Origin of the sequence: Vibrio sp. JC009, assembly GCF_029016485.1 — a bacterium.
Classification (GTDB): Bacteria; Pseudomonadota; Gammaproteobacteria; order Enterobacterales; family Vibrionaceae; genus Vibrio.
Map to the genome: position 1 here is coordinate 1311691 of NZ_CP092107.1, position 22123 is coordinate 1333813.

Genomic DNA, 22123 nt, shown 5'->3' on the forward strand with positions numbered 1-22123 from the left:
AAAGAAAAAATGAAACAAACAATAAATTGTGAAAACGCACCAGCAGCGGTAGGTCCATTTGTCCATGCTAAGCTTGTCAATGGTGTATTGTACACTTCCGGTCAGCTACCTATTGATCCAGCAACAGGTAAAATGCCTGAAAGTGTTGAAGATCAAACCAGACAATCTTTGGCAAATGTTGAAGCAATTGTGAAAGAAGCAGGACTAAGTAAAGAAGATATCTTCAAGACCACAGTGTTTGTGAAAGATCTAAACGACTTTGCAGTAGTCAACGGCATTTATGGTGAGTTCTTTGGTGATAACTTCCCGGCACGGAGCTGTGTTGAGGTAGCACGGCTTCCATTGGATGCTAAGGTAGAGATAGAAGTCATCGCCACCAAATAGATTAACAAACTTTTACAAGCCCGGTTATTTACCGGGCTTTTTTTTGTTACCACACATTAAAATAACCTATCAATTGCAAGCCTAATCATTCACTCTGTTTATCGTAAACATTCTCCTGGATAAATAGTAACCAATAATTCCCGTAATTATATTTATAATTAGCCCTCTGTTTATTACAAAACTCATCGTAACATTAGTTATTACTTATTAAGTTATTATTGATAAATATTTATGTGACATATATCCACATAAATGCTGAGTGTTTTTTACGCACTGTATAAATATAGATTGTTCATTATTTGAATCAGGTCATAAAGTACAAGGCTCTTAATTATCCAAAAGATATTCAAGATCAAAGCCAAGAAAATATTCCATGAAATGAATGCATTTATAGAAAAAAATACTATTTTTATCGCAAAATGCAGTTATTGAGTGATTTTTTTCTCCATTCTAAAGAGTATGATTCTCTCGAATTAAAGGTGAAGCATTTAATACAGCTCCGTGGCTAAAACGTTCTACTCCTTTTATAAGGGGAATAACCTTCTAACTGTTGCTTATTAAATGAACACAAAAACCACTATATAAGTTATTTAATTAAGGTTGATTTATGACTGAAAAGCAAAAGAAGTTTGGGCTCTGGTCGATAGTCCTTCTGGGTTTTAACTCTATTATTGGCTCTGGTATTTTCCTACTACCAGCATCTCTTTATAAATTTGCTGGAGACTGGTCAGTAGCAATGGTATTTATTACCGGAGCAATAGTAGCTACTATTGCTCTATGTTTTGCAGAAGCTGCTAGTTATTTTAGTAAAAACGGGGCTGCCTATGTATACACCAAAGAAGCTTTCGGTAAATTTGCCGGTTTTGAAGTTGGCTTTTTAAAATGGTTTATGCAATGTATTGCCTGGGCAGTAATGGCAGTGGCATTCAAGAATATTTTGTCAAATACATTTGGGTTTGCTGACGATCAGTTACTTTGTAACAGTATTGTGGTTGGCACAATCGCTCTGTTAACTGGCGTTAACCTGCTTGGTGTTGATGCAGCGAAAATCGTAAACAACATTTCAACCATAGCTAAGATGCTGCCATTGGTATTCCTGATTCTGGTTGGCATCTGGCACATTACTCCTGAAAATATCATTCCAAATTCAGCAGTTAACCCAACTTATACTCTGAACTCAGAAACCATTATTTCAGCTCTGATCTTAGCCTTCTACTCTTTCACTGGCTTTGAAACATTCGGTACAGCCGCTGAAGATATGGAAGACCCTAAGAAGAACCTACCTCGCGCAATTTGCTTGTCTCTTGGTATTGTGATGATGTTCTACGCGCTGGTTATGGCTGTAACTGTGGGTGTTCTTGGTGAGTCTGTTGCAGATTCAGGCACACCTCTTGCGGATGCGGCACGCGTTATTTCCGGTGATTTCGGATACTGGTTAATCACTATTGGTTCTATCGTATCTATCGGTGGTATCAATGTGGCTGCATCTTTCCACATCCCTCGTGCACTGCTTCCTCTTGCAGATGACAAAATGATCCCAGAGTTCTTCGGTAAGAAGAATGACAACGGTATCCCAACTGTTGCGATCATTGCTTCATGCCTGGTTACTGTGCCAATTGCTCTGAGCGGTACATTTGCACAGTTAGCAATGCTGTCTGTAGCGGCCCGCTTCCTTCAGTACATTCCTACTTGCTTGAGCGTTCTTGTATTCCGTAAACGCTTTGCAGAAGACAAAGAAGTACAGTCTTCATTCAAAGCTCCGTTCGGTCCTGTATTACCAATCCTTGCTGTTGCTATCTGTCTATATCTTCTTGCAGACCAGCCACCAATGAAGATTGCAGTAGGTCTTGGCTTTATGGCGCTTATCTCACCGCTTTACCTGATGGCTCAGAAGAAAGCAAAACAACTACAAGAAGCAAAAGCAGAAGCATAAGAGAAGGGAGAGTAACAGTCATGCTCACGGTAACAGAAACATTTACTATTGATGAATCTTTGGCTCAGGAAGCCATTCAGTGGCGTCGTGATTTACACCAGATTCCAGAGCTGCGTTTTGACCTGTATAAGACACAGAAGTACCTGATTAATCTGCTAAAGGGTTGGGGTGTTGAGTATGAAACAGGTTACGGTAACACTGGACTGGTAGCCACAATTCCTGGGCAAAAACCAGGCAAAGTCATCGCTTTTCGCTGCGATATGGATGCGCTGCCAATGGACGATGAATCTGGTAAAGAGTGGAGTTCTGTCCATGAAGGATGCTCCCACTCCTGTGGTCATGACGGGCATATGGCTATTACTCTCGCCGCGATTAAATGCTTATCAGATCATAATCACTTCAGCGGGTGCGTAAAAATCCTGTTCCAGCCAAATGAAGAGACTGGCCAGGGAGCTAAAGCGATGATGAAGGATGGCCTTTTTAAGGCCCATCCGTACAGCGAGCTTTATGGATTCCATAATATGCCCCGCCTGGAGGATAGAACCGTTCAGCTTAGATACGGCGCGACAACCGGTGCAGGCGAATGCTTTACTCTTTCGGTAACAGGGAAAAGTGGCCATAGCTCAGTACCGGAAAAATGCATCAACCCGATCAGTGTTGCATGCGAGATTGTCAACTTGTGGAACGAGATAACCTCAGGTATTGAAAACAACATGGCCATTATTGCTACTTGTAAACTCAATAGTGGCACAACCATTAATGGTATTCCCGAGACGGCACAATCGGGTGGCACTATGCGCTATTTTGAAGCTCATATTGCCGATTATATGAGGGACAAAATGCACTTCATTGCTCAGGAAGTTTGCCTGAAATATGGGGCAAGCTACGAGCTGAATTTTGAAATCCTCTGTCCTGCAACCGTGAATACTATTGAACACACAGATTCGGTTATTCATTGCGCAACAGATATCTATGGCACAGACAGTATAGTCACTGATGTTGCCGCTTCTCCCGGCGGAGAAGATATGCAGTTCTTTGTAACTGAAGATGTCGAAGGAGTTTGCTGGTTTATGATCGGAACTAAAGGTACCAACCTGCACACCTCAGCTTTTGACTTTGATGACACCTGCTTGTCAGATGCGGCCTCACTATTGGTTAGCATTGCAAGAAAACGGTTGTCTCATTAAATCCAATACATTTTAACACTATAATAATTGAGTAAATTAACTATGAAACTATTCACAAAAGGGTCAATCCTTGCTGTTACTCTGGCAACCGCTTTTAACGCATTTGCCGCACCAGTCTATTTCGGAACAGGTGAAAGCTTTGACCGTCTGGTTTCCTCGCAGCACAAAACAGACTTTGCAAGACTGGCAAATTTTTATGAAGCACAGGAAAACAAAGTATTCTGTGGTGTGGCTTCTACTGTTATCGTGCTAAACGCATTAAAAGTGAAAGAACTGGATGCAGCCACAGAGATTCCTTACGACAACAGCCTGGTTGCAACCCATGAAAAAGGCTATTTTCCGACTAAAAACAATTGGCAGCCATACTTTCACCGCTACACTCAAAACACAGTGCTAACCAAGTCACCAAAAACACGCCTGGAGATCATGGGTAAACCAACTTCAGAATTCAATTTTAACGATTACGGATTACAGCTTGATCAGTTTGCTGCGCTCGTAGAATCAAATGGCGCACATGTAAAGGCTGTTGAACTGGCTAAATTAGATGATATTAATTCAGTAAAACAAGATCTTATCAAAGCACTAGATAAAAAAGATAACTACCTTGTCATCAACTACGCACGCAAAGGTGTTGAGCAAAAAGGCGGAGGTCACTTCTCCCCTATTGCTGCATACGATCAAAAGTCAGACTCCTTCCTGGTTATGGATGTGAACAGTTCTAAATACCCATGGGCATGGATCGATGCTGACCTTGTGATCAAGTCTATGAACACTAAAGATATTGATGCATATCGTGGCTACGCTGTAATCACCAACTAATCACTTCTACTTATCTCGGGCTACTACTCCACAAAAGTAGCCTGTATGGAGGCAGCTCTGGTCTATCTACTCCAGGTTGCCTCTATTTCACACACTTTCAACCTATTAAAAATTAGCATAATTCCGGGAGATTTTATGTCTGACACTCTATCGCTTGTCGTGCTTGATTCCGGCCTTGGTGGTCTTTCTGTACTTGCAGATTTGGCAGAAAAAATATCAAAAAGCAGCCCTAAGCCTATCGTCAATCTGACCTTCTTCAATGCCTGGCCAAGCCTGAAATATCCATATAACCTTATGTCATCACAAGAACTAAAAACGAAGGTATTCAGTGACGCCTTATATGGAACCGAAGCATTTAATCCAGAAAAGGTTCTTATCGCCTGTAATACGTTATCTGTATTGCTTGGGCAAACTGAGTTTGCCCGTGAGAGTGATACCAAGGCAGTGGGTATCATAGAATACGGCGTTAACAGTATTTTGGACAAGCTAACAGACAACCCTGATAGCAAGGTGTTGATTGCTGCTACCCCAACGACGATTGAGGCAAACACACACAAAGAAGCCCTGTTAAAGGCAGGCATTAAAGAAGAAAGAATAATTACTCAATCGTATGGACGTCTAGCAGAAAAAATTGAATCAGATCCTGATAGCGATATCGTCCGTGAGTTGATTGAACAGTACACTCAGGAAGCTAAAACGAAAGCCCAACTAGGTGAAGAGGCTAAACTATATGCGGCCTTATGCTGTACTCACTACGGTTACAGTATGACGGGATTCCAAGATTCCTTAAATTCAATATTCAATCGGCATGTTGAAATTCTAAACCCAAATGATGCCATGAGTGAAGGCTCAATACCTGCAACGGAAACGCCACTATCCGATGTAACAATAAATATAAAAGTGGTTTCCAGAGTACCAATTGAAGAAGATAAGATAGAGTCGATTGGTGCAATCATCAAGCGAGTTTCTCCTGCAACAGAAGTAGCGCTCAGGCAATATCTGCTCGATGAGAACCTGTTTAACTTTGATACAACGCTGTTTGAATAGTTATCGGCTAAAACAATCAGTTTACGCTCCCCCCTTTGTCCTTAACCTGGCTTCAAATAGATAGCGGTAGCCTCGCAACCCGAGTTTGATTAGAGGCTACCTGTGTTTTTTACTTCATTGATTGGACAAATTCGTTAAAGAACTTGTCTGATTTATATAAATCACCTGAGAAATTCTGTACGCGCTTTATCTTTCCGTCTTCGATTTGGTAAAGAAGAATCCAGTTCAGGTCAACATTGTCTTTCGTATTGGAACTCCAGCCACGGTGGGCATCGATAACATAGGTATCATTTGCCGCAAGGATCATTACTTCTGCAGCAAAACCGGCTTTACCTAACTGGTTGAAGAATGAAACAAACTCATCAACGCCACGCTTTGTGCCTGCTAACTGATGACGGCCGGGAACATGCCACTCCACATCTTCAGCAACAAACTGCTTCAGGGCTTCCATATCGCTCTTACCGTAAGCAGCAAAGAACCCCTGAACCACCTTTAGTGCACTGCTGTTTTCAGAGCCGGGAGCGACAGGGTTAGCAGGTTTTGGCCATAAAGCAGGATTATTTATTTCAACCGCATCCTGAGCTGCTTTCGGGTTTTCAACGGGTACGTCAGCAGCGAACGCAGTTGCAGAAGCCAGGCCAGCAAGTAGTAACGTACGAGTAACTAAGTTTCTCATCTTATGATTCCTCTAATTAATAGACCCATGTATATCGCTATCACCTGATAGCTTTGGATTATGAATGATTTTATTCTAGGGTTTTCGGTGTACATTTCTAGATGACTTAGTCCTAATAGACTGTTAGTGTTTTCCTTACACAACAAGTCTCTGAGGTGGAACGATGAAAGGTGCCGGTGCCAGCTATAACCAGATAGTGATATTTCATACCATTGCAAAAGAAGGGAGTATCCGGGGTGCGGCCCGGAAGCTTGAAATGGCGGCGCCTTCTATCAGCCAGTCTCTCAAGCTGCTGGAGACTAAACTTGGTCTGCCGCTGTTTAACCGTTCCACCCGTCAGATGAGCCTGACAGAAGCAGGAAAGTATCTGCTGGAGAACACCACTGAAGCGATTGCAACACTGGATTATGCTCTGGAGGGGGTACATGACCTCAGTAACGCTCCCTCTGGAAAAGTGAGCATGACAGTGCCCCGGTTTGTTTATCAGAGCGTAATAAGGCCGATCTTTCCCGAGTTTTGCCGGTTGTATCCGGATATCGAACTGGAGATATCTGTCTCTGAAGCCTCCATTAATATTATTAAAGAAGGCGTTGATGCAGGCATTCGTTTCGGAGACCGAATTGAAGAAGGGCTGGTTGCCCGGAAGCTAACCCCGCCAATTCAGGAGGCGCTTTTTGCTTCTCCTTCATACCTGGAGAAGTATGGTACGCCTCAGTCGTTAGAGGATCTGGAACAACACAGGCTGATTCAATACCGGTTTGGTTCCTCTAACCGGCTTGCGCCGACGATGCTGGAGAAAAACGGCAGCACGGTTACCGTAGAAATGCCAAGTGCGATGATAGTTAACGATACGGATATCATCATAGATGCGGCGATCGAAGGTATTGGTATCGGTCGTTTCCTTACCCCCCTGGTGGAAAAGTATTTCGACCAGGGAACACTTGTTCCCGTCCTGCGTTCCCATTGGTATGAATATCCTGGCCTTTATCTCTATTTTTCTCAAAATAGTCAGAAAGCCCGCAGGATCCGGGTGCTTGTTGATTTTCTGATAGAGAATGCCAGGCTGATACAGAAATAAACTCATTGTTAGCGGAGCAACAGGTTTCGATATCTTCCATTACTGATTCTGGTAAACTCCGCGTTTCATCTTCAGCATTGCAGGAATACCCATAAATATGAGCCAAGAGCAACCCAATAATCCACTACACGGTTTAACTCTGGAAAAAATCCTTGTGCGCTTACAGGAACACTATGGCTGGGAAGGTTTGGACGCACAAATACAGATCAACTGCTTCTACAATAATCCGTCAATTAAGTCGTCTTTGAAGTTTTTACGTCGGACCCAATGGGCAAGAGACAAGGTTGAAGCACTGTATATTGATACCTTCTGCAAATAGGAAAGTACAGCTTGTTTGAGTCTGATACCGCGCGAAGAGGAGACAGTTCAAAAAAACAGGCTGTTAATTCTGTCATTAGTGGACAGAGGGACCGCCCGGCCTGTAGGCTAATTCTTCCTCTTTTGAACGGAATTTAAAGATTTATGTTATTTAAGATCATGCTGGCTGCTGTTTTTCTATCGTGCTTTTTCGCTGAAATCAATTTCGATGACAGAAAAGTAAACACCGCGGCCCGCTACCAGCTGGAAAGCTCTTTATGTGACAGCTGCTAAGGTTAAACGGCTTCTTTAGTTGTATGGTTTCTGAACAGATTCAGAATAAGAAGCCCGCTTATGCCCCATTTCCCAAACTTTCCCCCTCTTGATCCGCCTTTATCGTATGCTGAGTACACCGATACTCTGCACATTGAACAAAGTGAAGCTCTACAATACCTTGATTCTGCAACCGCCGACTGGAGCGTTCCTGACTCTCTTAAGCACAAAGTGAGGAACAACGGTGAACTGGCTCCTTTTTATGGCGACACTGTTGTTTTCATACTTCCTGAAGAGGCCCGTCAGCGAATTGGCGGTGTGATGGAGCGCCTTACTGCTTTACAGGAAATGCTTGCGGTTCCCCTTGATAGAAAGCAGTTGCACCTTACTCTGCATGATTTGTCGAATTCTCCGTCAGAGTTGCAGATAACAAGTCAGATCGCGCTGAATGAAGTCAAGGTAAAAGCGGTCATGAAAAGGATCTGGCACTACTTAGAGCTGCACCCAGATCAAAGAAAAATAAAAATGGTGTCGAGCAGCGTTTACCCCTGCCTCAATATATCGGTTTTATTGGGTTTTAAACCTAAAACTGAGCAGGACTTCAATAAACTGATTAACCTTTATCGTCTTTTCGATGAAGTGGTTTATCTTGATTACGGGTTCAGACCTCATGTCACGCTGTCATATTTTGCTCCGCGGGTTATGAACAGAGATGAAATAGTAAAGCTAAGCGGCCTGTTAAAGGATCTGAACAGAGGCAGTATTGAGCTGGAACTTGATATGTTTGATATCGCGTATCAGCACTTTTTTAATATGAACCATTACGAGACGCTGTTTACACTGAAAGGCCCAGTCGTTAACTGAAGATAAGCTGGAACCCATTGCCGGTGAATCCCAGTGTGTTTCTGCATTTAACGATCAGGCGCTTTGGTAAATCAGGTCTGCTTTTGCATATCAGCAAAAGGAGCTTTTTCCACTTCTTTGGGAAGCACTATGTTTGAGATTATTACCAGCGAGAGCATAACCAAAACCACAGGCCACAGGGTTCCGTTATAAATCTGCGTGGTAAGTCCGCCCATCAGAGCTCCGGCCAGAAATTGTCCTGCCCCCAAAAGTGCTGAAGCTGAGCCGGTATTTTCTTTAAACTGACTCATATACAAAGCATTGGCGTTGGGCATAATTGCGCCCAGCATGCCGACTGCTCCCATGATGCCCAGTGCGAATACATACACAGATACTTCGATAGCGGTAAAGATTACCAGTGCGAATACAAAAAAGGCCTGAAATACAATCGCGGCTCTCAGTAGCTTATGTGCGGCAAGAGAGTTTAAAAGCTTTGCATTACTCCTGTTTACCAGCACATTAACCAGAGTGTTTGCCGCGAATGCCAGTCCGAATATTTGCTCACTCAGGCCATATTGTCCCTGATAGATAAAAGAAGCATTGGTGACAAACACCATCATGACGCTATAGCCACAGGCCTGAACCAGAAGATAGCGCATAGCTACACGGTTCTGCATTACCTGGAGGTAACGACGATATGCAGGGATTTTTTCCTGGCTAGCCTTAGGCGGACATTTAGGCAGCGATTTTGCCACCAGTGTTGCAACAAACAGTGCATAAGCAGCGGTAAAGTAAAAGATGTTCTGCCACTTTCCGGTAAGCAGGATTAATGCCCCGATACTGGGAGCGATAGCCGGTGCAAGAACCATAATTAAGGCAATCAGGCCAAATAGTTTGGCAGCGGCATTGCCTTTTTCCCGCATTCTTACCAGAGGGGCGATACACACGCCAGCAAATCCACCACCAACAGCCTGCAGTATCCGGGAAATCTGAATGACGTGCAGATCGCTTGCCGAAGCAATAATCAATGAGCTGGCTGCATATAAAACAAGGCCGCCTATAATAATGCTGCGTTTTTCAAAGCGGTCTGCAAACGGGCCTCCAATTAACTGGCCTAATGCCATTCCGAAAATATAAAAACTTACCGTGGTGGCAACGGAGTCAACACCGACACCTAAATACTCTGCCATAGACGGGATCCCCGGCAGGTAGGCATCTACAGCAAATGGGCCGGCGGCCATAATCATTGCCATCAAAACGACAAAATGTCCTTTAGACATAATTACATCTCACTTAAATTTATCTTGCTAGGAAGATATCTTAGGTTGAATATATCTTTCTGGCAAGATATATTTGTGCTTCATTGAATAACTGAAGATCTGAAAATGACAATTGAGAAGTTTGAAACCTTCCTTTCCCTGATGGAGGAAAACTGGCCTGAAGCCTATAAGGAGATGGCTACGGTTCTGCCACGTATAGATAAAATTCAGTCGGTCAATGAAACCAGGCGTAGCAAAATAATGACTGAATACGGGCTGCAAGGCGCTGACTTTGGTTTACTTACAGCACTAAGAAGAAGTCCTCCTCCTCACTTGCTGAAACCAACTCAGATTATGGATTATATGCTCATCAGCTCCGGAGGTCTGACAAAAGCTCTTTACCGGCTGGAAAATAAAGAGCTGGTGTCCAGAAGTGCTTCTGCAGAAGATGGAAGAATCAAACTGGTTCAGTTAACAGAAAAGGGCAAAGCAACAATAGAAGAAATCGTGGTTAAAGTGCAGGAAAATCACCGCATACTGAGAAATACGTTTTCTTCAGAAGAAGAGCAATTGCTCGATAGTTTGCTGGCCAAACTGCTTAATGCACTGGAACAACATGAGAATAGTTAAAGGTCTTTATTTTGGCGAAGCAAATCAGAAGTTTTCGCTGATATGATCGTCAAATCGTCTGAAGTCAGATTCTTTTGTTTTTGCAGGTAGCTTAACGACCTGCAACACCAGACAGATACCGATAAACAACATACCAATCCAGCCAATTGAGTAAAACTTCTCACCGACAATGGTGATGGCAAATATCGTTGCAATGGCCGGCTCTAAAAGCGTTATCAGGGTCGCTTTACTGGCCTCGATATGCCTGAGCGCAAAGCCAAAACAGATATAGCCCAAAAACATAGGTATGACGGCCATATAAATTGCGACTGCGGTGTTTACCGGGCCCGTAAGCAGGTTATCCCCGGTAAGCATCAGTGACGGCAGAAGAAAAAGGGCTGCGATTCCAAACATACTCGCCATGGAAGAATTTGAGCTGATGCCTTTTTCTATCATCTGCCTTGCTGCCCAGGAATAGGTGGCATAGGTCAGTCCGGCGATTAAACCCAGCAGGATCCCCCAGTACAGAGTGTTGTCTGCCGGGTTGATTCCTGATTCGCTCTGTTTTCCTGCGGTTAAAAATACAATGCCAAGTCCGCCAAAAATAAAGCTGATTATCCATTGCAGGCTGATGGTTTTTTTGCTTATCAGACGCTCAAGCAATACAGTGAAAAAAGGCGCGCTGGCGATGGATACCACAGTTCCGATAGCCACTCCGGACAGTCTCATGGAACTATAAAAGGCCAGCGGATAAGCGGCAACGGATAAGCCCCCGGCTAACAGCATTTTAGGCTGAGAAAGCAGGCGCTCCTTATCTCGAAATAAGTGTTTTAATGAGCTTATTACTAACAAAACGCCACCTATACCCATGGAAAAAGCGCCGGTTGCCAGCGGGCTGACATTTGGTGTAAAGCTTGCTGCTGTGCCGGTTGTTCCCCAGAAAACGCAGGCTACTACAATACTGATTACACCACTTAATGAAGCATTATTTTTAAGCATAAAAATCCCGGTGAGCTATTGAAATCGGGGCTATTTTATTACTCTTTTATGCATAATATTTTGCTGATTGGACGGTTTTTTCTGCTTGCGGGACGCAATTATCCCGAGCTGAGGTTAATTAATTCGAAAACTTAGAAGGAGGCATGCCAAAGTACTTTGAAAAGCGCCGGCTGAATGCGGTCAGGTCTGTGTAGCCCACGGTCTCGGCAACGATCTGGACCGGGTAGTCGGTATGAAGCAAAAGCGCCTGCGCTTTTTCCATACGCAATTTGGTTATGTACTGAGTGACGGTTTGTCCGGTCTGCTGCTTAAATACGGTTTTAAACTGAGTCGGGCTCAGGTTAGCGATACCGGATAAAATGGTGACTGAAAGCACCTCCGACAGGTGAGCCTCCATATACTCAAGAACTTTCCGTATCCTTGGCTGAACCGGTTTGACTAAGCGCTGCTGCGCCATAAGCTGATAAAAAGTATCAAACATCAGACCTTCAATATCCTTATTAACCTGATAGTTCAATTGTTCTTCTACAAAGTTCAGGAAATGTAAAAGTGGCGAGCTTATAGACAAGACAATGGTGTCAGATTCAGCGATTTGTTCAGGCAGATTATCCAGATCCGCAACCACAAACCGGGCTTCGCTGTCAGCATCAAAATGATGCATCTCACCCGATTTCACCACAACGCACTCTCCGGGCGTGACCTTTCCGGAAAAAGAGCCTACCTCAATATTAATCACTCCACGCAGTGGAAGTACCAGTTGGTGAAAGCTGTGAGAGTGCCCTTTTCGCTGGCGGCTGTAGGAGCGGATAGATATTAGATTGGCCATGGATTTATAGGTAAACGTTTGTCGGTTTTAATACGGCTTTGGATATATCAAAAGATTCTCATTGATAAATTTGACTAATCATTTGATGCACATCATATAGTCATCATAAAGTTACAACTGAGATACTTATTTGTTACAAAAGAATAGCATAATCAACAATTAGCACCTAACATGCATAAAGAGTCAGGTGGTGCCACTGAACTGCTCTTTCGCTTGGTCACATATGGGGTAAAGGTTTTCTGTTATGCTAAGTCGTTTAAAACTAAATACGCAGTTATACGTTTCTTTCGGTCTTGTCTTGATGTTATTGGCAGTGATCTCAATTACATCTCTGATTGGATTTAACCGGATAAATGAGGATTTTGTCGAGTACAGGGGACTGGCAAGAGATACCAACCTTGCGGGCCGGGTTCAGGCTAATATGCTGATGATGAGATTAGCTGTTCTTAATTATGTTAATACGCAGTCAGACACTTCCGTTGCTCAGTATGAAGAGCGTAAGTCCAAAATGTTTGATTTCCTGAACGAAGCAGAAAGAGAGATCCAGAAACCAGAACGAGCGGCACTGGTAAAGAACATTGTTTCTGAAGTTGACGACTATGAGCATGGTTTTGAACAGGTTGTTAAACTGTTTGGAGAACGAAATCAGATAGTAAAGCAGCAGTTGGATCCGAACGGCCTTAGCATGAGAAAGGCGCTGTCAGACATTATTATATCGGCTTACGATGATAACGATGCGGAAGCTTCCTTTTACGCTGCGCAGTTGCAAGAACACCTTTTGCTTGCTCGTTTGTACGTAACCAAATATTTGGTAACTAATAGCTCCGAGGATGCCGGAAGAGCGAAACAAGAGCTTTCAGATAAGATGCCGGTTTTCCTGAATAAACTTGATACCAGCCTTCAGAATCCGGCAAGGCGTGCTCTGCTGGCACAGGTCACTGATAGCCATTCTAAATATGTTGCCGCTTTCAATAGTGTTGAGGAGACGATTCTCAGCCGGAATAACCTGATTGACAATACCCTGAATACTATCGGACCCATTGTCGCGAGCGATATTGAGAAAGTGAAACTGTCGGTGAAAGGGGAGCAGGATGCGCTTGGACCAAAGGTTCAGACTGATACTGAAAACGGCTTATTCATTGTCACTATTACTTCTCTGTCGGCATTTTTGTTGGGCGCAGCTATCGCTGTGTTTATGCCTCGGGTGATCAGAAAGCCTATTGGTGGTGAGCCGAATGATATCGCAGAAATTACCCATAAAGTCGCGGATGGCGATCTTAGCCAGAATCTGGTTGTAAAAGAGAGTGATTCGGGTATTTATAAAGCTATTTGCGGCATGAATGGCCGGTTACGGACAGTTATCGGCACCCTGGTTGATACCAACCGTTCTCTTACCGACTCGGCAACACGCAGTGCCAGTATTGCCTCTGAGAACGTGAATACTGTGGCTTATCAAAAACAGACCACAGAGCAGATCGTTGTCGCTGTGGAAGAGATGTCTCAGAGCATTAATGAAGTTTCTGATCTGGCCAGGCGTTCAGAAGATAAATCAAGAGAGGGTATGGCGCATGCAACAGAAGGCCGGGACGTATTAAAACACGCACTGGAGTCAGTGAATACGCTGGCAGAAGGTATGCAAAGCTCGATGTCTGCAATAAAAAATCTCGAAGAAAAGAACGCGGACATTGTTTCGGTTCTGGATGTCATCGGCTCTATTTCAGAGCAGACAAACTTGCTGGCTCTGAATGCCGCCATTGAGGCCGCCCGGGCAGGTGAAGCAGGACGAGGCTTTGCTGTGGTCGCGGACGAGGTGCGGACACTGGCCTCAAGAACACAGGAATCCACCGCTGAAATTCAAAAGATTATCGACAGCCTGCAAAAAGGAACCCAGGAAGTGGTCAGTGTGATGGAAACCAGCACTGATCTGGCGAATGATACGGTGGATAAATCCAATCAAACAGACCAGGCCCTGGAAGTTATCTATCAAACCATAAACGAAATTTCTGAAATGAATACCCTGGTTGCAACGGCGGTATCTCAGCAATCTGTTGCGGCTGGTGAAGTCACGCAAAATATGACGGAAATTCGCAATACGATTGAAAAAACCATGAGCGCCGCCAGTGAGGCGCATAACGCCAGTGAAGATGTGATGCAGATGGCCGGACAAATTGGTGAAATCACGTCACGGTTTAAGGTTTAGAACGCCCTACTAATAAGAGGCCTGATTCTGGTATTAACCTGAATCAGGCCTTTTATTATGCGTTAATAACATTGATGAGATAGTCACTCTTTCTCTTGTTGTCGCCGGTGTGTTCGTTGTGTATATCAATCTCGGATTGCAGCTCTGAAGACGCCGGACCTTTGACCGGTTCTTTGAACTGTCTGCCACATACCTCATAGAGCCCGATGCTGAGTTCGGCTTTTTCCAGCTCGGTGATAACAGTATTGATTCGGTCTCGTATAGCCATAAGTTCTGCTGATGTGGTGCCCAACTCCCGAATAGATTCTTCACTGGATAATATCTCCAGTGCCGCCCCGATTTTTTCTGACTTGTTCATTTTTACCCCCATTTTGAACAATGGAAATAGCTGTCCTTTATAATTCTAGTCTTCTTTGAAAGAAACAGTAATCCGATTTAGAATTAGCGACCAAAGTAGTGATGCCGGCGAATAAATTCTTATTGACCCGGATGAGAAATAGAGAAACAAGATGAGTGAGTGGACAATTCTGGTAACCCTTGCCACAGTGCATTTTATTGGCTTATTAAGTCCGGGGCCGGATTTCGCTCTGGTTGTCCAGAATGCAACTCATCATGGCAGACAAACCGGGCTCTATATTGCTCTTGGCCTGTCCTGCGGCATTCTGCTTCATTCAATACTGAGTTTAACCGGGATCAGTTACCTGGTTCACCAGCAGCCTACTTTATTTGCCCTGCTGCAACTGGCTGGCGGGAGCTACTTAGCTTACCTTGGCTCGGGGGCGCTCAAAAGCGTTTGGCATCGTGTCAGACTACCTAAGACGCAACAGGGCGAGATGTCATCCCGGCTGCTGCTGACCAGCAAACGCCAGGCATTTTCCCGTGGTTTAACGACCAATATCCTTAACCCTAAGGCGTTAGTGTTTTTTGTCAGTCTGATGTCAAGCCTTGTGCCTGCCTCAATGTCGGTAACCGGTAAGGGGATCGCGCTGGTTATTCTGTGGGTACTTGCGCTGGCCTGGTTTTCTTTTCTGGCCTGGGGGCTTTCAACTGCCCGCATGCAGAAGAGACTGCATGCGGTGACAATCTATATTGATGGCTTGTGTGGGTTTGTCTTTTCTGCCATCGGGGCAACAATCTTATATCAGTCGGTTTCTTCGTTAGTTTAAGTGTTACTGTCCGTTCTGGTGTGCATCTGCACTTCTTTGCTTTCAGGTTAGCTGAGGTGGTATTTCTTTAGCACTTCATTTTTCTTCTCATCTTCAAGTGAGGCCATGTAAGCTTTCCAGCCCGGACAAAAATTGATATGCCAGCGCCATAACTTCCCAGAAAGGGAGTTCGGATTTTGGTCGTATTTTCCTCTAAATTTACATTCTTCACAGTTATGCTTTTTCATAATGGATCTCCAAACAACAGTGGTTAGTTAAAAACGTTATATTTTCCGGAGCCAATCAAGCCGCTTACAATATGAGAAAATGATTCCGGGGACTGGTATTCCGGGTACTGACGAAACATCTCGATGGTGCGGTCGATTTCTGCAAACTCATTTAAATGAGCCAGCAACGCTTCTCTGCCTTTCTCCGCTACGTCTTTTCTGAGGATTGTGTCCTGGTTAGAAAAGGTTTTACCTTGCTTTAAGGCGACGGCAGCATGCTGATGACATTTACAGGCGTTCTTTTTGTTCACTAAACCGCAGTGGTTCGTCATAAACTTCTGCAACGCCTTCCTGCCACGGGAGAGACGGGCCCGGAATGCTTCCGGAGTGATCCCTAATATAAACGCTCCCTCCTTGCTCGTAACGCCGTAGGTTTCACCAAGTATGACAGCAACCCGCACATCCTTTTCCAGGCAGGTCAAAGCGCCCTGCATACAGTTGAGCCTGACTTCCTCCAGTAGGAGCCCTCTTTCTGGGTCGGAAACCTCTAAGGGAGGTGCATCGATGGTGACGGTGGTAATGATTTCTCCAAAGGAGTCGAACGTCAGTTCAGGGCGCGCACTTATCTGCTTGCGTTTTGTGAGCAGATGATTACAGGCAATTTGATATACCCAGGTGTTGAAAGCACTCTCTTCCCGAAAGTCACTCAGGTGCGTAATCACTTTAATCAATATTTCATGTGTCTGGTCTTCGGCATCTTCAGGATGGCCCAACATCCTTAACGCTAAACCATAAATATTGTCTTTGATGCTGCATACCACTGCATCCAGTGCCTCTTGATCACCGCTCTTTGCAAGCCTGACATTTTGCTCCAGATTTGAACTCATTGATTCGCCTTTTAGCTTCTGTTTTTTATTTAGACTTTTTCAGGAAAAAAGTGTGACACAAAAAAGCGAAAAAAATCAGAGATGATAACTGGAATGTCGTTTGTGCACGCTTTTCCTTTGATCTTTGTATTGGTTAATCCAGTGTATACGCAGGTTTCTGTATGCTAATGCTATGAGCAAAATGCCAAGCACCTGAGGTTTAAAGTCAATCGGCAGGATGATTGTCGTAATATCGTAGAAATACTGAACGCTATAGTCGGCCACTCCAATAGTTATCAGTGCGACATGAGCCAGAACAAAGACATAATGCGCCAGATTTTGTGGGAGTTTTGACCTGCACAGAGCTAACACAAGCATAAGAATACCAATGCTGATCTCCCCTGACTGACCAAGCCATCTGGTTAACCCAGGCACAGGGTTCGGGCTTACCGCAATCTGGTTAAAGAACATCGTGGCAAATGGATCAATCAGTTTTATCGCTCCTGCGATCAGAACGAACCCACCGAGAAATCCGGTTAATATTATCTCGGCTTTATCCCGTTTGTTCCGCTGAAGCATCAGATAGCCTGATAATGCATAGAGTATAGTCAGCGCAGCCATCACATAGCCTGTTAGGTGCTGGTTCATATTGTCCCCTCAAGATTGTTGGTTTTTCTATTTAGACTGATTAGAAAAAAAACTGTGACGGGGGGAGAGAATAAAGTTTGGAATTAGTGCGCTTACAGTTAGGTACCCGTTTTCTTATAGGGAGGGCCTGGTGAGTGATTTGACGTTTTTACCGAGAGGTGCTGTTAACAAAGAACAACTGCGCCAGCGTCTTAACCTTGCTCTCTATCTCTTCAACTGCAACGTTGCCAAAGCCCATAACAGCGCCATGCCAGTCTCTTTCAGGGCAGTTTTCAGGCTCGTAATATTTTAGCGGGCGGATGATTATTCCTGCCTCACTGGCTCGTTTTGTCCATGTGCTTTCATCTATCCCTCCGTACCACTTCAAGGTGATATGCAGCCCGGCGGCCTGGCTTATTACCTGTACGTGTTCATCAAAGTGATGCTTAATCGCTTCAAGCATTCTCTGATGTTTAGCTTTGTACAAGCGGCGCATTTTCCTGATATGCCTGAGCAGGTCCCCTTCGGCAATAAAATCAGCCAGTGCGGCCTGAGTATGGGCAGGTGAATTGCCAGTGAGTGCATCTTTAACCGCTAAACACTGAGCTACCATGGATTCCGGTACCACGGCATAACCAAGCCGCAGCCCGTTAAACATCACCTTGCTAAACGATCCTATGTAGATGATGTGCTCATCCAGCCCCATCTGACCGGCCAGTCCCTGCAAGCTGGTATATGGGCGGTGGGCAAACTGAAACTCACTGTCGTAATCGTCTTCGATAATCCAGCGTTTTCCTTCTGCTGCCCATTCGATCAGCTTAATTCGCTGCTCTGTGTTAAGTGTGGTGCCCATGGGGTATTGATTACTCGGGGTAACATAAAGCGCTTTGGCACTGCTGCTTAATACAGTATTCAGATCGAGACCACTGTGTTCTTTTACCGGTACCGGCTGATACCTGAGTTTGAGCAAGTCGATAATCTTCCGGACCTGAGCGTAACCCGGTTGTTCCATCAATATGGTGTCTGTGCGGTTCAGTAGCGTCATTAGTGCCAGAGACAGAGCCTGCTGGGCTCCGGTGGTAATAATTATCCGTTCCGGATCACAGTGAACCGATCGACTGCTGGCAAGGTAATCTGAAAGGACTAAACGTAACTGAGCATCCCCCTGAATATCCTGATTGCCAAGTAGTGATATCCGTGAGGCGTGCCGTTGCAGTAAACGCTGCCATTTTGCGGCTGGAAAGTTGCCAAGATCAGGGACGCCCGGAGCAAAGGAAGTATTGATATCTAAAACCGGGGAAGCTGAGCTGATTTTAGTCTGGGTTATATCCGTTGCCAGATACTGTTCCGGTAATTCAACGGCAACATAATATCCAGAACCTGCTCTGCTTTCGATATAGCCTTCAGCCGCAAGTTGTTCATAGGCATTGATAACCGTATTCCGGCTCAATGCCAGAGCCTGAGCCAGCTTTCGTGTAGAGGGTAGCTTTCCTCCCTTCGGCCAAAGACCGCAAACAATTTTATTCTGGACGGAGAGAAACAAACTCTGCTGCTTTGAACCTTCTTCTGAGCTCAGAGCAAGGTCGCCAATATCGATAAGTTGCATTAACTGGATCTCTCACTTTGTACAAACCGGATCCAAAAAACTTACCAGTTTGACGGTAGATTGCAACCAGACAGGCAGATATGAGGAGGACTGTGATGCTTTCATCGACAAAAAGAACAGAAGTTAAAAAGGGTGCGCATAAGGCGAAATTTGAGAAAGAGCATCTTTTCCAGATTATCGACGAAAGTCTGGTCGCGCATATTGCAATCAACCAGGAGTCTGGCCCTGTGGTTATTCCTGTTCTGGCCTGGCGGGTAGATGAGTTTGTTTATATTCACGGTGCAAACAATAGCCGGTTATTTAGAACGCTGAAGGCGGGAGGCCAAACTTGCCTGACCTTCACTTTATTTGATGGCTGGATTCTGGCTCGTGCGGCAGCTCATCACAGCGCGCACTATCGCTCGGCCGTTGTATTTGGTGCATTTGAATCTGTAGAGGATATGAGCGAGAAAGACCGGGTGCTCAATCACTTTATAGAGCAGATAGCACCCGGAAGAACCGAACAGATCCGCTTGAGCGGTGAGCGGGAGCTGACCGCCACAATGGTGTTACGGATACCGCTGAATGAGGCATCAGTCAAAGTCAGCAATGGTGAGGTAAATGATGATGCGGGAGATATGACCTTACCTGTCTGGGCTGGCTATCTGCCGTACAGAACTCAGGTTGGACCGCTGGAAGCGGTGAAAGATCTGCCGGAAGGTATTTGTCTTCCTGATTATAGTGCGGCTTACGGATCGCGTTGGAAAGCGTAACTTCTTGATAATTTAAACTCAGTGGTATTAGTTTCCACTGAGTTTAAATTAGTTCGTGAAGTTATTATTTTTGTTCTTCACCACCTAGCAGCAATAACGTTGGTTTTTTGTATAGCTTTGATGCAATCGTCTGAACTTTAATAATTCCATCTTCTACAAAGAAAGTATCGGTTCCGTAGATTGGTGCATTTTCTTCAGAAGGTGTAAAGTTCCAGGTAATATAAATAGTACGGTCATCAACGATTGCCGGATCTATTGCATTTGAGCCATTGTCAAATCGCTTAAACAGGTAATTAAATACACCGCGAATTTTTTCTGGCCCTCTGAACATCATGTTATTTACGATCATCAGAGAATCTTTGTCGTAGTGAACGGCAATTCCGTCAAGGTCACGATCTACCCATGCCTGGATATGCTCCTGCCATACCTGGCCTGTTGGGGCTTTAGATGCAGCTGATGCTGAGAATGCAGATAAACCGAGTACCAGTGCCGCGAAGTAATGTCTAAGTTTCATTGTAGGGATTCCTTATTGGATTATTTTATATTGTCTCTATTTAAGTTTGCCAGTTGTCTGGCTCGCTTATATTTATAATCTTTTAATCGGATGAAATAAATAAAATTTCATGTATTTAAATGTGGTTTGATAATGCCGAATTATTTTATGATAATGAGTGACCGAAAATGTTTTTAAATAAAAATAGCTTTAACTGGTAGTTATATTACCAGTTAAAGCTATTTAATTAATCTAGAGTTACAAGACTTATATTTAAGAATCTATTGGGTTAATAGATAATTTTTTGAATATATGTGCATAGTGGGATAATTTTTCTGTTGTTAATTCCTGTGATGAGCCGCTCATACCTGCTGCTGCAACCAGTTTTCCACTTTGATACAGGGGAATTGACATACAGCTCAGTCCTTCCTGTGCGCCGCCATGGTCTATTGAGTAACCCTGATGGATGATCTGATCCAGCTTCTGTTCCAGCGGGGCGTCAAGCATGCTCGCCTTGCGAAGGCTGCGTCTGAGATCCTGCTCTTCATCCAGTGCCAGAAATAGCTTACCAATTGCTGATGTTGTCAGTCCTTCCCTTTTTCCGCGTGGGCTTCTTATGGTCAGAGGGTGTTCGCCCTCCACGGCTTCAATATAAAGGTATTCCCGGCTGCCGCACGGGACAGCCAGGTATGCTGTATTTCCTGTGGTTGAAGCCATTTCTTTAATCAGGGGAAGATAGCGTTCCCTCAGCTCGTCATACTTACAGACCAGAGAACGGGAAAGCTCGTTTAATCTCATTCCAAGGCTGTAGCCCGCGCTTGAGTTACTGACATATCCCATTGCCGCCATGGTATTTAACAGCCCATGCAGAGTTGTTTTGTTGATCATCAGCTCGGATGATAACTGCTGCAACTGGATCGCATTTTCACATGCTGCCAATGCTTCAAGGATCAGAAAGGTGCGTTCAACGGATTGTATTCTCTTTGTTTCGTTAATCATTTTGTGTGCCCGATAGCTGCCCTCTGAAGAAACTAAGATGTTTTCTATTGATTAAATAATAACTAAATATAACGAGAACCTGGCTCATGAGGCTATGTATCCCGGTTACTTTTGGTATGTCGATCAGTGCGTTTGATAATATCGAACCAGGTTATTTTAAAGTTCTCATATTTTTATAATGAAAACCGTGATTTTCTCTTGTTTTTGTTTATCATGGTCAGACTGATGACAAATTATGAGAGGAAAGTATGCAGTTTAAAGGGCTTCTTTTTGACCTGGACGGTACGCTGGTGGATTCAAACGCGGCTGTCGATCGCTCCTGGGAGACGTGGTGTCAGCGCAACAATATCGATTTTGCTGAAGCGTCTAAGGTTTATCATGGCAGACCAGCCGGAGATACTATTAAAGAGTTTCTTGCCGGCGTTTCTGAAGACAAGGTAGAAGAAGAGATTCTCTGGCTTCAGAAACAGGAAAGTACGGATGTTGAGGGCGTTGTGGCTCTGCCAGGCGCCATTGAGTTTCTTAATGAGATCAGTGCTCATGGTATTCCGTGGGCGATAGTGACATCCGGTACTCTGCCGGTTGCAACAGCACGAATAAAAGCGGCTGGTATTCCACAGCCTTCAGTGCTCATTACTCCTGAGCGTGTTACCAAAGGTAAGCCGGATCCGGAACCATTTGTTCTTGGCGCAACAGAGCTGGGTTTAACCGCAGAAGAGTGCATTGTGTTTGAAGATGCGCCGTCAGGACTGAATGCAGGAAATGCAGCGGGTGCAAAAACCGTGGCGGTATTAAGCCAGTTTGAAGCTGAAGATCTTCCGCCTGCTTCAGCACATATCCGTTCTATTGCGGATCTTAGGTTAACAAAAGACAGCTCAGGACAGTTTGGGTTAGCTTTTAGCCAGTAGTAAAAATGTAGTTGGATGCCTCGTTCCCATGCGTGGGAATGTATACCGAGGCTAAAATAGGAGTGAATAG

The 22123-nt window shown here is 44.4% G+C and carries 24 protein-coding genes; 13 read left to right on the forward strand and 11 right to left on the reverse strand.

Annotation, left to right across the window (positions count from 1 at the left end):
* Positions 1–9: 9 nt before the first annotated feature.
* The 5 genes from L3Q72_RS20765 (at position 10) to L3Q72_RS20785 (ending at position 5370) form a co-directional block, all read left to right on the forward strand.
* Complete coding sequence (locus tag L3Q72_RS20765; protein WP_275132459.1) at positions 10–384, forward strand: RidA family protein; 375 nt, start codon at positions 10–12, stop codon at positions 382–384.
* Between the two features lie 607 nt (positions 385–991).
* The gene (locus L3Q72_RS20770; protein WP_275132460.1) at positions 992–2317 is read left to right on the forward strand and encodes an APC family permease; all 1326 of its coding nucleotides are present in this window, start codon (positions 992–994) and stop codon (positions 2315–2317) included.
* 20 nt (positions 2318–2337) lie between these two features.
* A complete protein-coding gene (locus L3Q72_RS20775) occupies positions 2338–3504 on the forward strand; it encodes a M20 family metallopeptidase (RefSeq protein ID WP_275132461.1) in 1167 nt (388 codons plus the stop codon).
* A gap of 42 nt (positions 3505–3546) precedes the next feature.
* On the forward strand, positions 3547–4323 hold the full coding sequence (locus L3Q72_RS20780; RefSeq protein ID WP_275132462.1) for a phytochelatin synthase family protein: 777 nt from the start codon (positions 3547–3549) through the stop codon (positions 4321–4323).
* Between the two features lie 135 nt (positions 4324–4458).
* Complete coding sequence (locus L3Q72_RS20785) at positions 4459–5370, forward strand: hypothetical protein (RefSeq protein WP_275132463.1); 912 nt, start codon at positions 4459–4461, stop codon at positions 5368–5370.
* A 109-nt stretch (positions 5371–5479) separates the two neighbouring features.
* Here the strand turns inward: L3Q72_RS20785 and L3Q72_RS20790 are convergent, their stop codons facing one another.
* Complete coding sequence (locus L3Q72_RS20790) at positions 5480–6046, reverse strand: nuclear transport factor 2 family protein (RefSeq protein WP_275132464.1); 567 nt, start codon at positions 6044–6046, stop codon at positions 5480–5482.
* A gap of 163 nt (positions 6047–6209) precedes the next feature.
* Between L3Q72_RS20790 and L3Q72_RS20795 the strand changes: the two genes are divergently transcribed.
* The 3 genes from L3Q72_RS20795 to L3Q72_RS20805 all read left to right on the forward strand — a co-directional run bounded on the left by L3Q72_RS20795 (position 6210) and on the right by L3Q72_RS20805 (position 8558).
* Positions 6210–7124 (forward strand): LysR family transcriptional regulator, encoded by a 915-nt coding sequence (locus L3Q72_RS20795; protein WP_275132465.1) that lies wholly within the window; start codon positions 6210–6212, stop codon positions 7122–7124.
* 97 nt (positions 7125–7221) lie between these two features.
* A complete protein-coding gene (locus tag L3Q72_RS20800) occupies positions 7222–7443 on the forward strand; it encodes a VF530 family protein (protein WP_275132466.1) in 222 nt (73 codons plus the stop codon).
* 332 nt (positions 7444–7775) lie between these two features.
* Entirely contained in the window at positions 7776–8558 is a 783-nt protein-coding gene (locus L3Q72_RS20805) for a hypothetical protein (protein WP_275132467.1), read from the forward strand.
* A 71-nt stretch (positions 8559–8629) separates the two neighbouring features.
* Here the strand turns inward: L3Q72_RS20805 and L3Q72_RS20810 are convergent, their stop codons facing one another.
* A complete protein-coding gene (locus L3Q72_RS20810; protein WP_275132468.1) occupies positions 8630–9817 on the reverse strand; it encodes a multidrug effflux MFS transporter in 1188 nt (395 codons plus the stop codon).
* Between the two features lie 105 nt (positions 9818–9922).
* Here L3Q72_RS20810 and L3Q72_RS20815 point away from each other — a divergent pair, with 105 nt between their 5' ends.
* Positions 9923–10426, forward strand: a complete 504-nt coding sequence (locus tag L3Q72_RS20815) for a MarR family transcriptional regulator (protein ID WP_275132469.1) — start codon at positions 9923–9925, stop codon at positions 10424–10426.
* 24 nt (positions 10427–10450) lie between these two features.
* Here L3Q72_RS20815 and L3Q72_RS20820 read toward each other — a convergent pair whose 3' ends face one another.
* Both L3Q72_RS20820 and L3Q72_RS20825 read right to left on the reverse strand, forming a co-directional pair.
* The gene (locus L3Q72_RS20820) at positions 10451–11404 is read right to left on the reverse strand and encodes an EamA family transporter (RefSeq protein ID WP_275132470.1); all 954 of its coding nucleotides are present in this window, start codon (positions 11402–11404) and stop codon (positions 10451–10453) included.
* A gap of 118 nt (positions 11405–11522) precedes the next feature.
* Entirely contained in the window at positions 11523–12230 is a 708-nt protein-coding gene (locus L3Q72_RS20825; protein ID WP_275132471.1) for a helix-turn-helix domain-containing protein, read from the reverse strand.
* A gap of 244 nt (positions 12231–12474) precedes the next feature.
* Here L3Q72_RS20825 and L3Q72_RS20830 point away from each other — a divergent pair, with 244 nt between their 5' ends.
* Complete coding sequence (locus L3Q72_RS20830; protein WP_275132472.1) at positions 12475–14430, forward strand: methyl-accepting chemotaxis protein; 1956 nt, start codon at positions 12475–12477, stop codon at positions 14428–14430.
* 55 nt (positions 14431–14485) lie between these two features.
* Here the strand turns inward: L3Q72_RS20830 and L3Q72_RS20835 are convergent, their stop codons facing one another.
* On the reverse strand, positions 14486–14788 hold the full coding sequence (locus tag L3Q72_RS20835) for a hypothetical protein (protein ID WP_275132473.1): 303 nt from the start codon (positions 14786–14788) through the stop codon (positions 14486–14488).
* Between the two features lie 151 nt (positions 14789–14939).
* Here L3Q72_RS20835 and L3Q72_RS20840 point away from each other — a divergent pair, with 151 nt between their 5' ends.
* Complete coding sequence (locus tag L3Q72_RS20840; protein WP_275132474.1) at positions 14940–15596, forward strand: LysE family translocator; 657 nt, start codon at positions 14940–14942, stop codon at positions 15594–15596.
* Between the two features lie 47 nt (positions 15597–15643).
* Here L3Q72_RS20840 and L3Q72_RS20845 read toward each other — a convergent pair whose 3' ends face one another.
* From L3Q72_RS20845 to L3Q72_RS20860, 4 genes are all read right to left on the reverse strand, one after another.
* The gene (locus L3Q72_RS20845) at positions 15644–15823 is read right to left on the reverse strand and encodes a hypothetical protein (RefSeq protein ID WP_275132475.1); all 180 of its coding nucleotides are present in this window, start codon (positions 15821–15823) and stop codon (positions 15644–15646) included.
* Between the two features lie 23 nt (positions 15824–15846).
* Complete coding sequence (locus L3Q72_RS20850; protein WP_275132476.1) at positions 15847–16689, reverse strand: RNA polymerase sigma factor; 843 nt, start codon at positions 16687–16689, stop codon at positions 15847–15849.
* Positions 16690–16764: 75 nt separating this feature from the next.
* Positions 16765–17316: a hypothetical protein gene (locus tag L3Q72_RS20855; RefSeq protein WP_275132477.1), complete on the reverse strand. Its 552-nt coding sequence runs from the start codon at positions 17314–17316 to the stop codon at positions 16765–16767.
* Positions 17317–17464: 148 nt separating this feature from the next.
* Positions 17465–18901 carry a PLP-dependent aminotransferase family protein gene (locus L3Q72_RS20860; RefSeq protein WP_275132478.1) on the reverse strand — a complete coding sequence of 479 codons (1437 nt, stop codon included), beginning with the start codon at positions 18899–18901 and terminating at the stop codon, positions 17465–17467.
* A 95-nt stretch (positions 18902–18996) separates the two neighbouring features.
* On the opposite strand from L3Q72_RS20860, the gene L3Q72_RS20865 reads away from it, so the two are divergent.
* Positions 18997–19653: a pyridoxamine 5'-phosphate oxidase family protein gene (locus tag L3Q72_RS20865; RefSeq protein WP_275132479.1), complete on the forward strand. Its 657-nt coding sequence runs from the start codon at positions 18997–18999 to the stop codon at positions 19651–19653.
* A 64-nt stretch (positions 19654–19717) separates the two neighbouring features.
* Here the strand turns inward: L3Q72_RS20865 and L3Q72_RS20870 are convergent, their stop codons facing one another.
* Complete coding sequence (locus L3Q72_RS20870; RefSeq protein ID WP_275132480.1) at positions 19718–20167, reverse strand: nuclear transport factor 2 family protein; 450 nt, start codon at positions 20165–20167, stop codon at positions 19718–19720.
* Positions 20168–20419: 252 nt separating this feature from the next.
* On the reverse strand, positions 20420–21145 hold the full coding sequence (locus L3Q72_RS20875; protein WP_275132481.1) for an IclR family transcriptional regulator: 726 nt from the start codon (positions 21143–21145) through the stop codon (positions 20420–20422).
* 248 nt (positions 21146–21393) lie between these two features.
* Between L3Q72_RS20875 and L3Q72_RS20880 the strand changes: the two genes are divergently transcribed.
* On the forward strand, positions 21394–22053 hold the full coding sequence (locus L3Q72_RS20880; RefSeq protein ID WP_275132482.1) for an HAD-IA family hydrolase: 660 nt from the start codon (positions 21394–21396) through the stop codon (positions 22051–22053).
* The last annotated feature ends 70 nt before the right edge of the window (positions 22054–22123 follow it).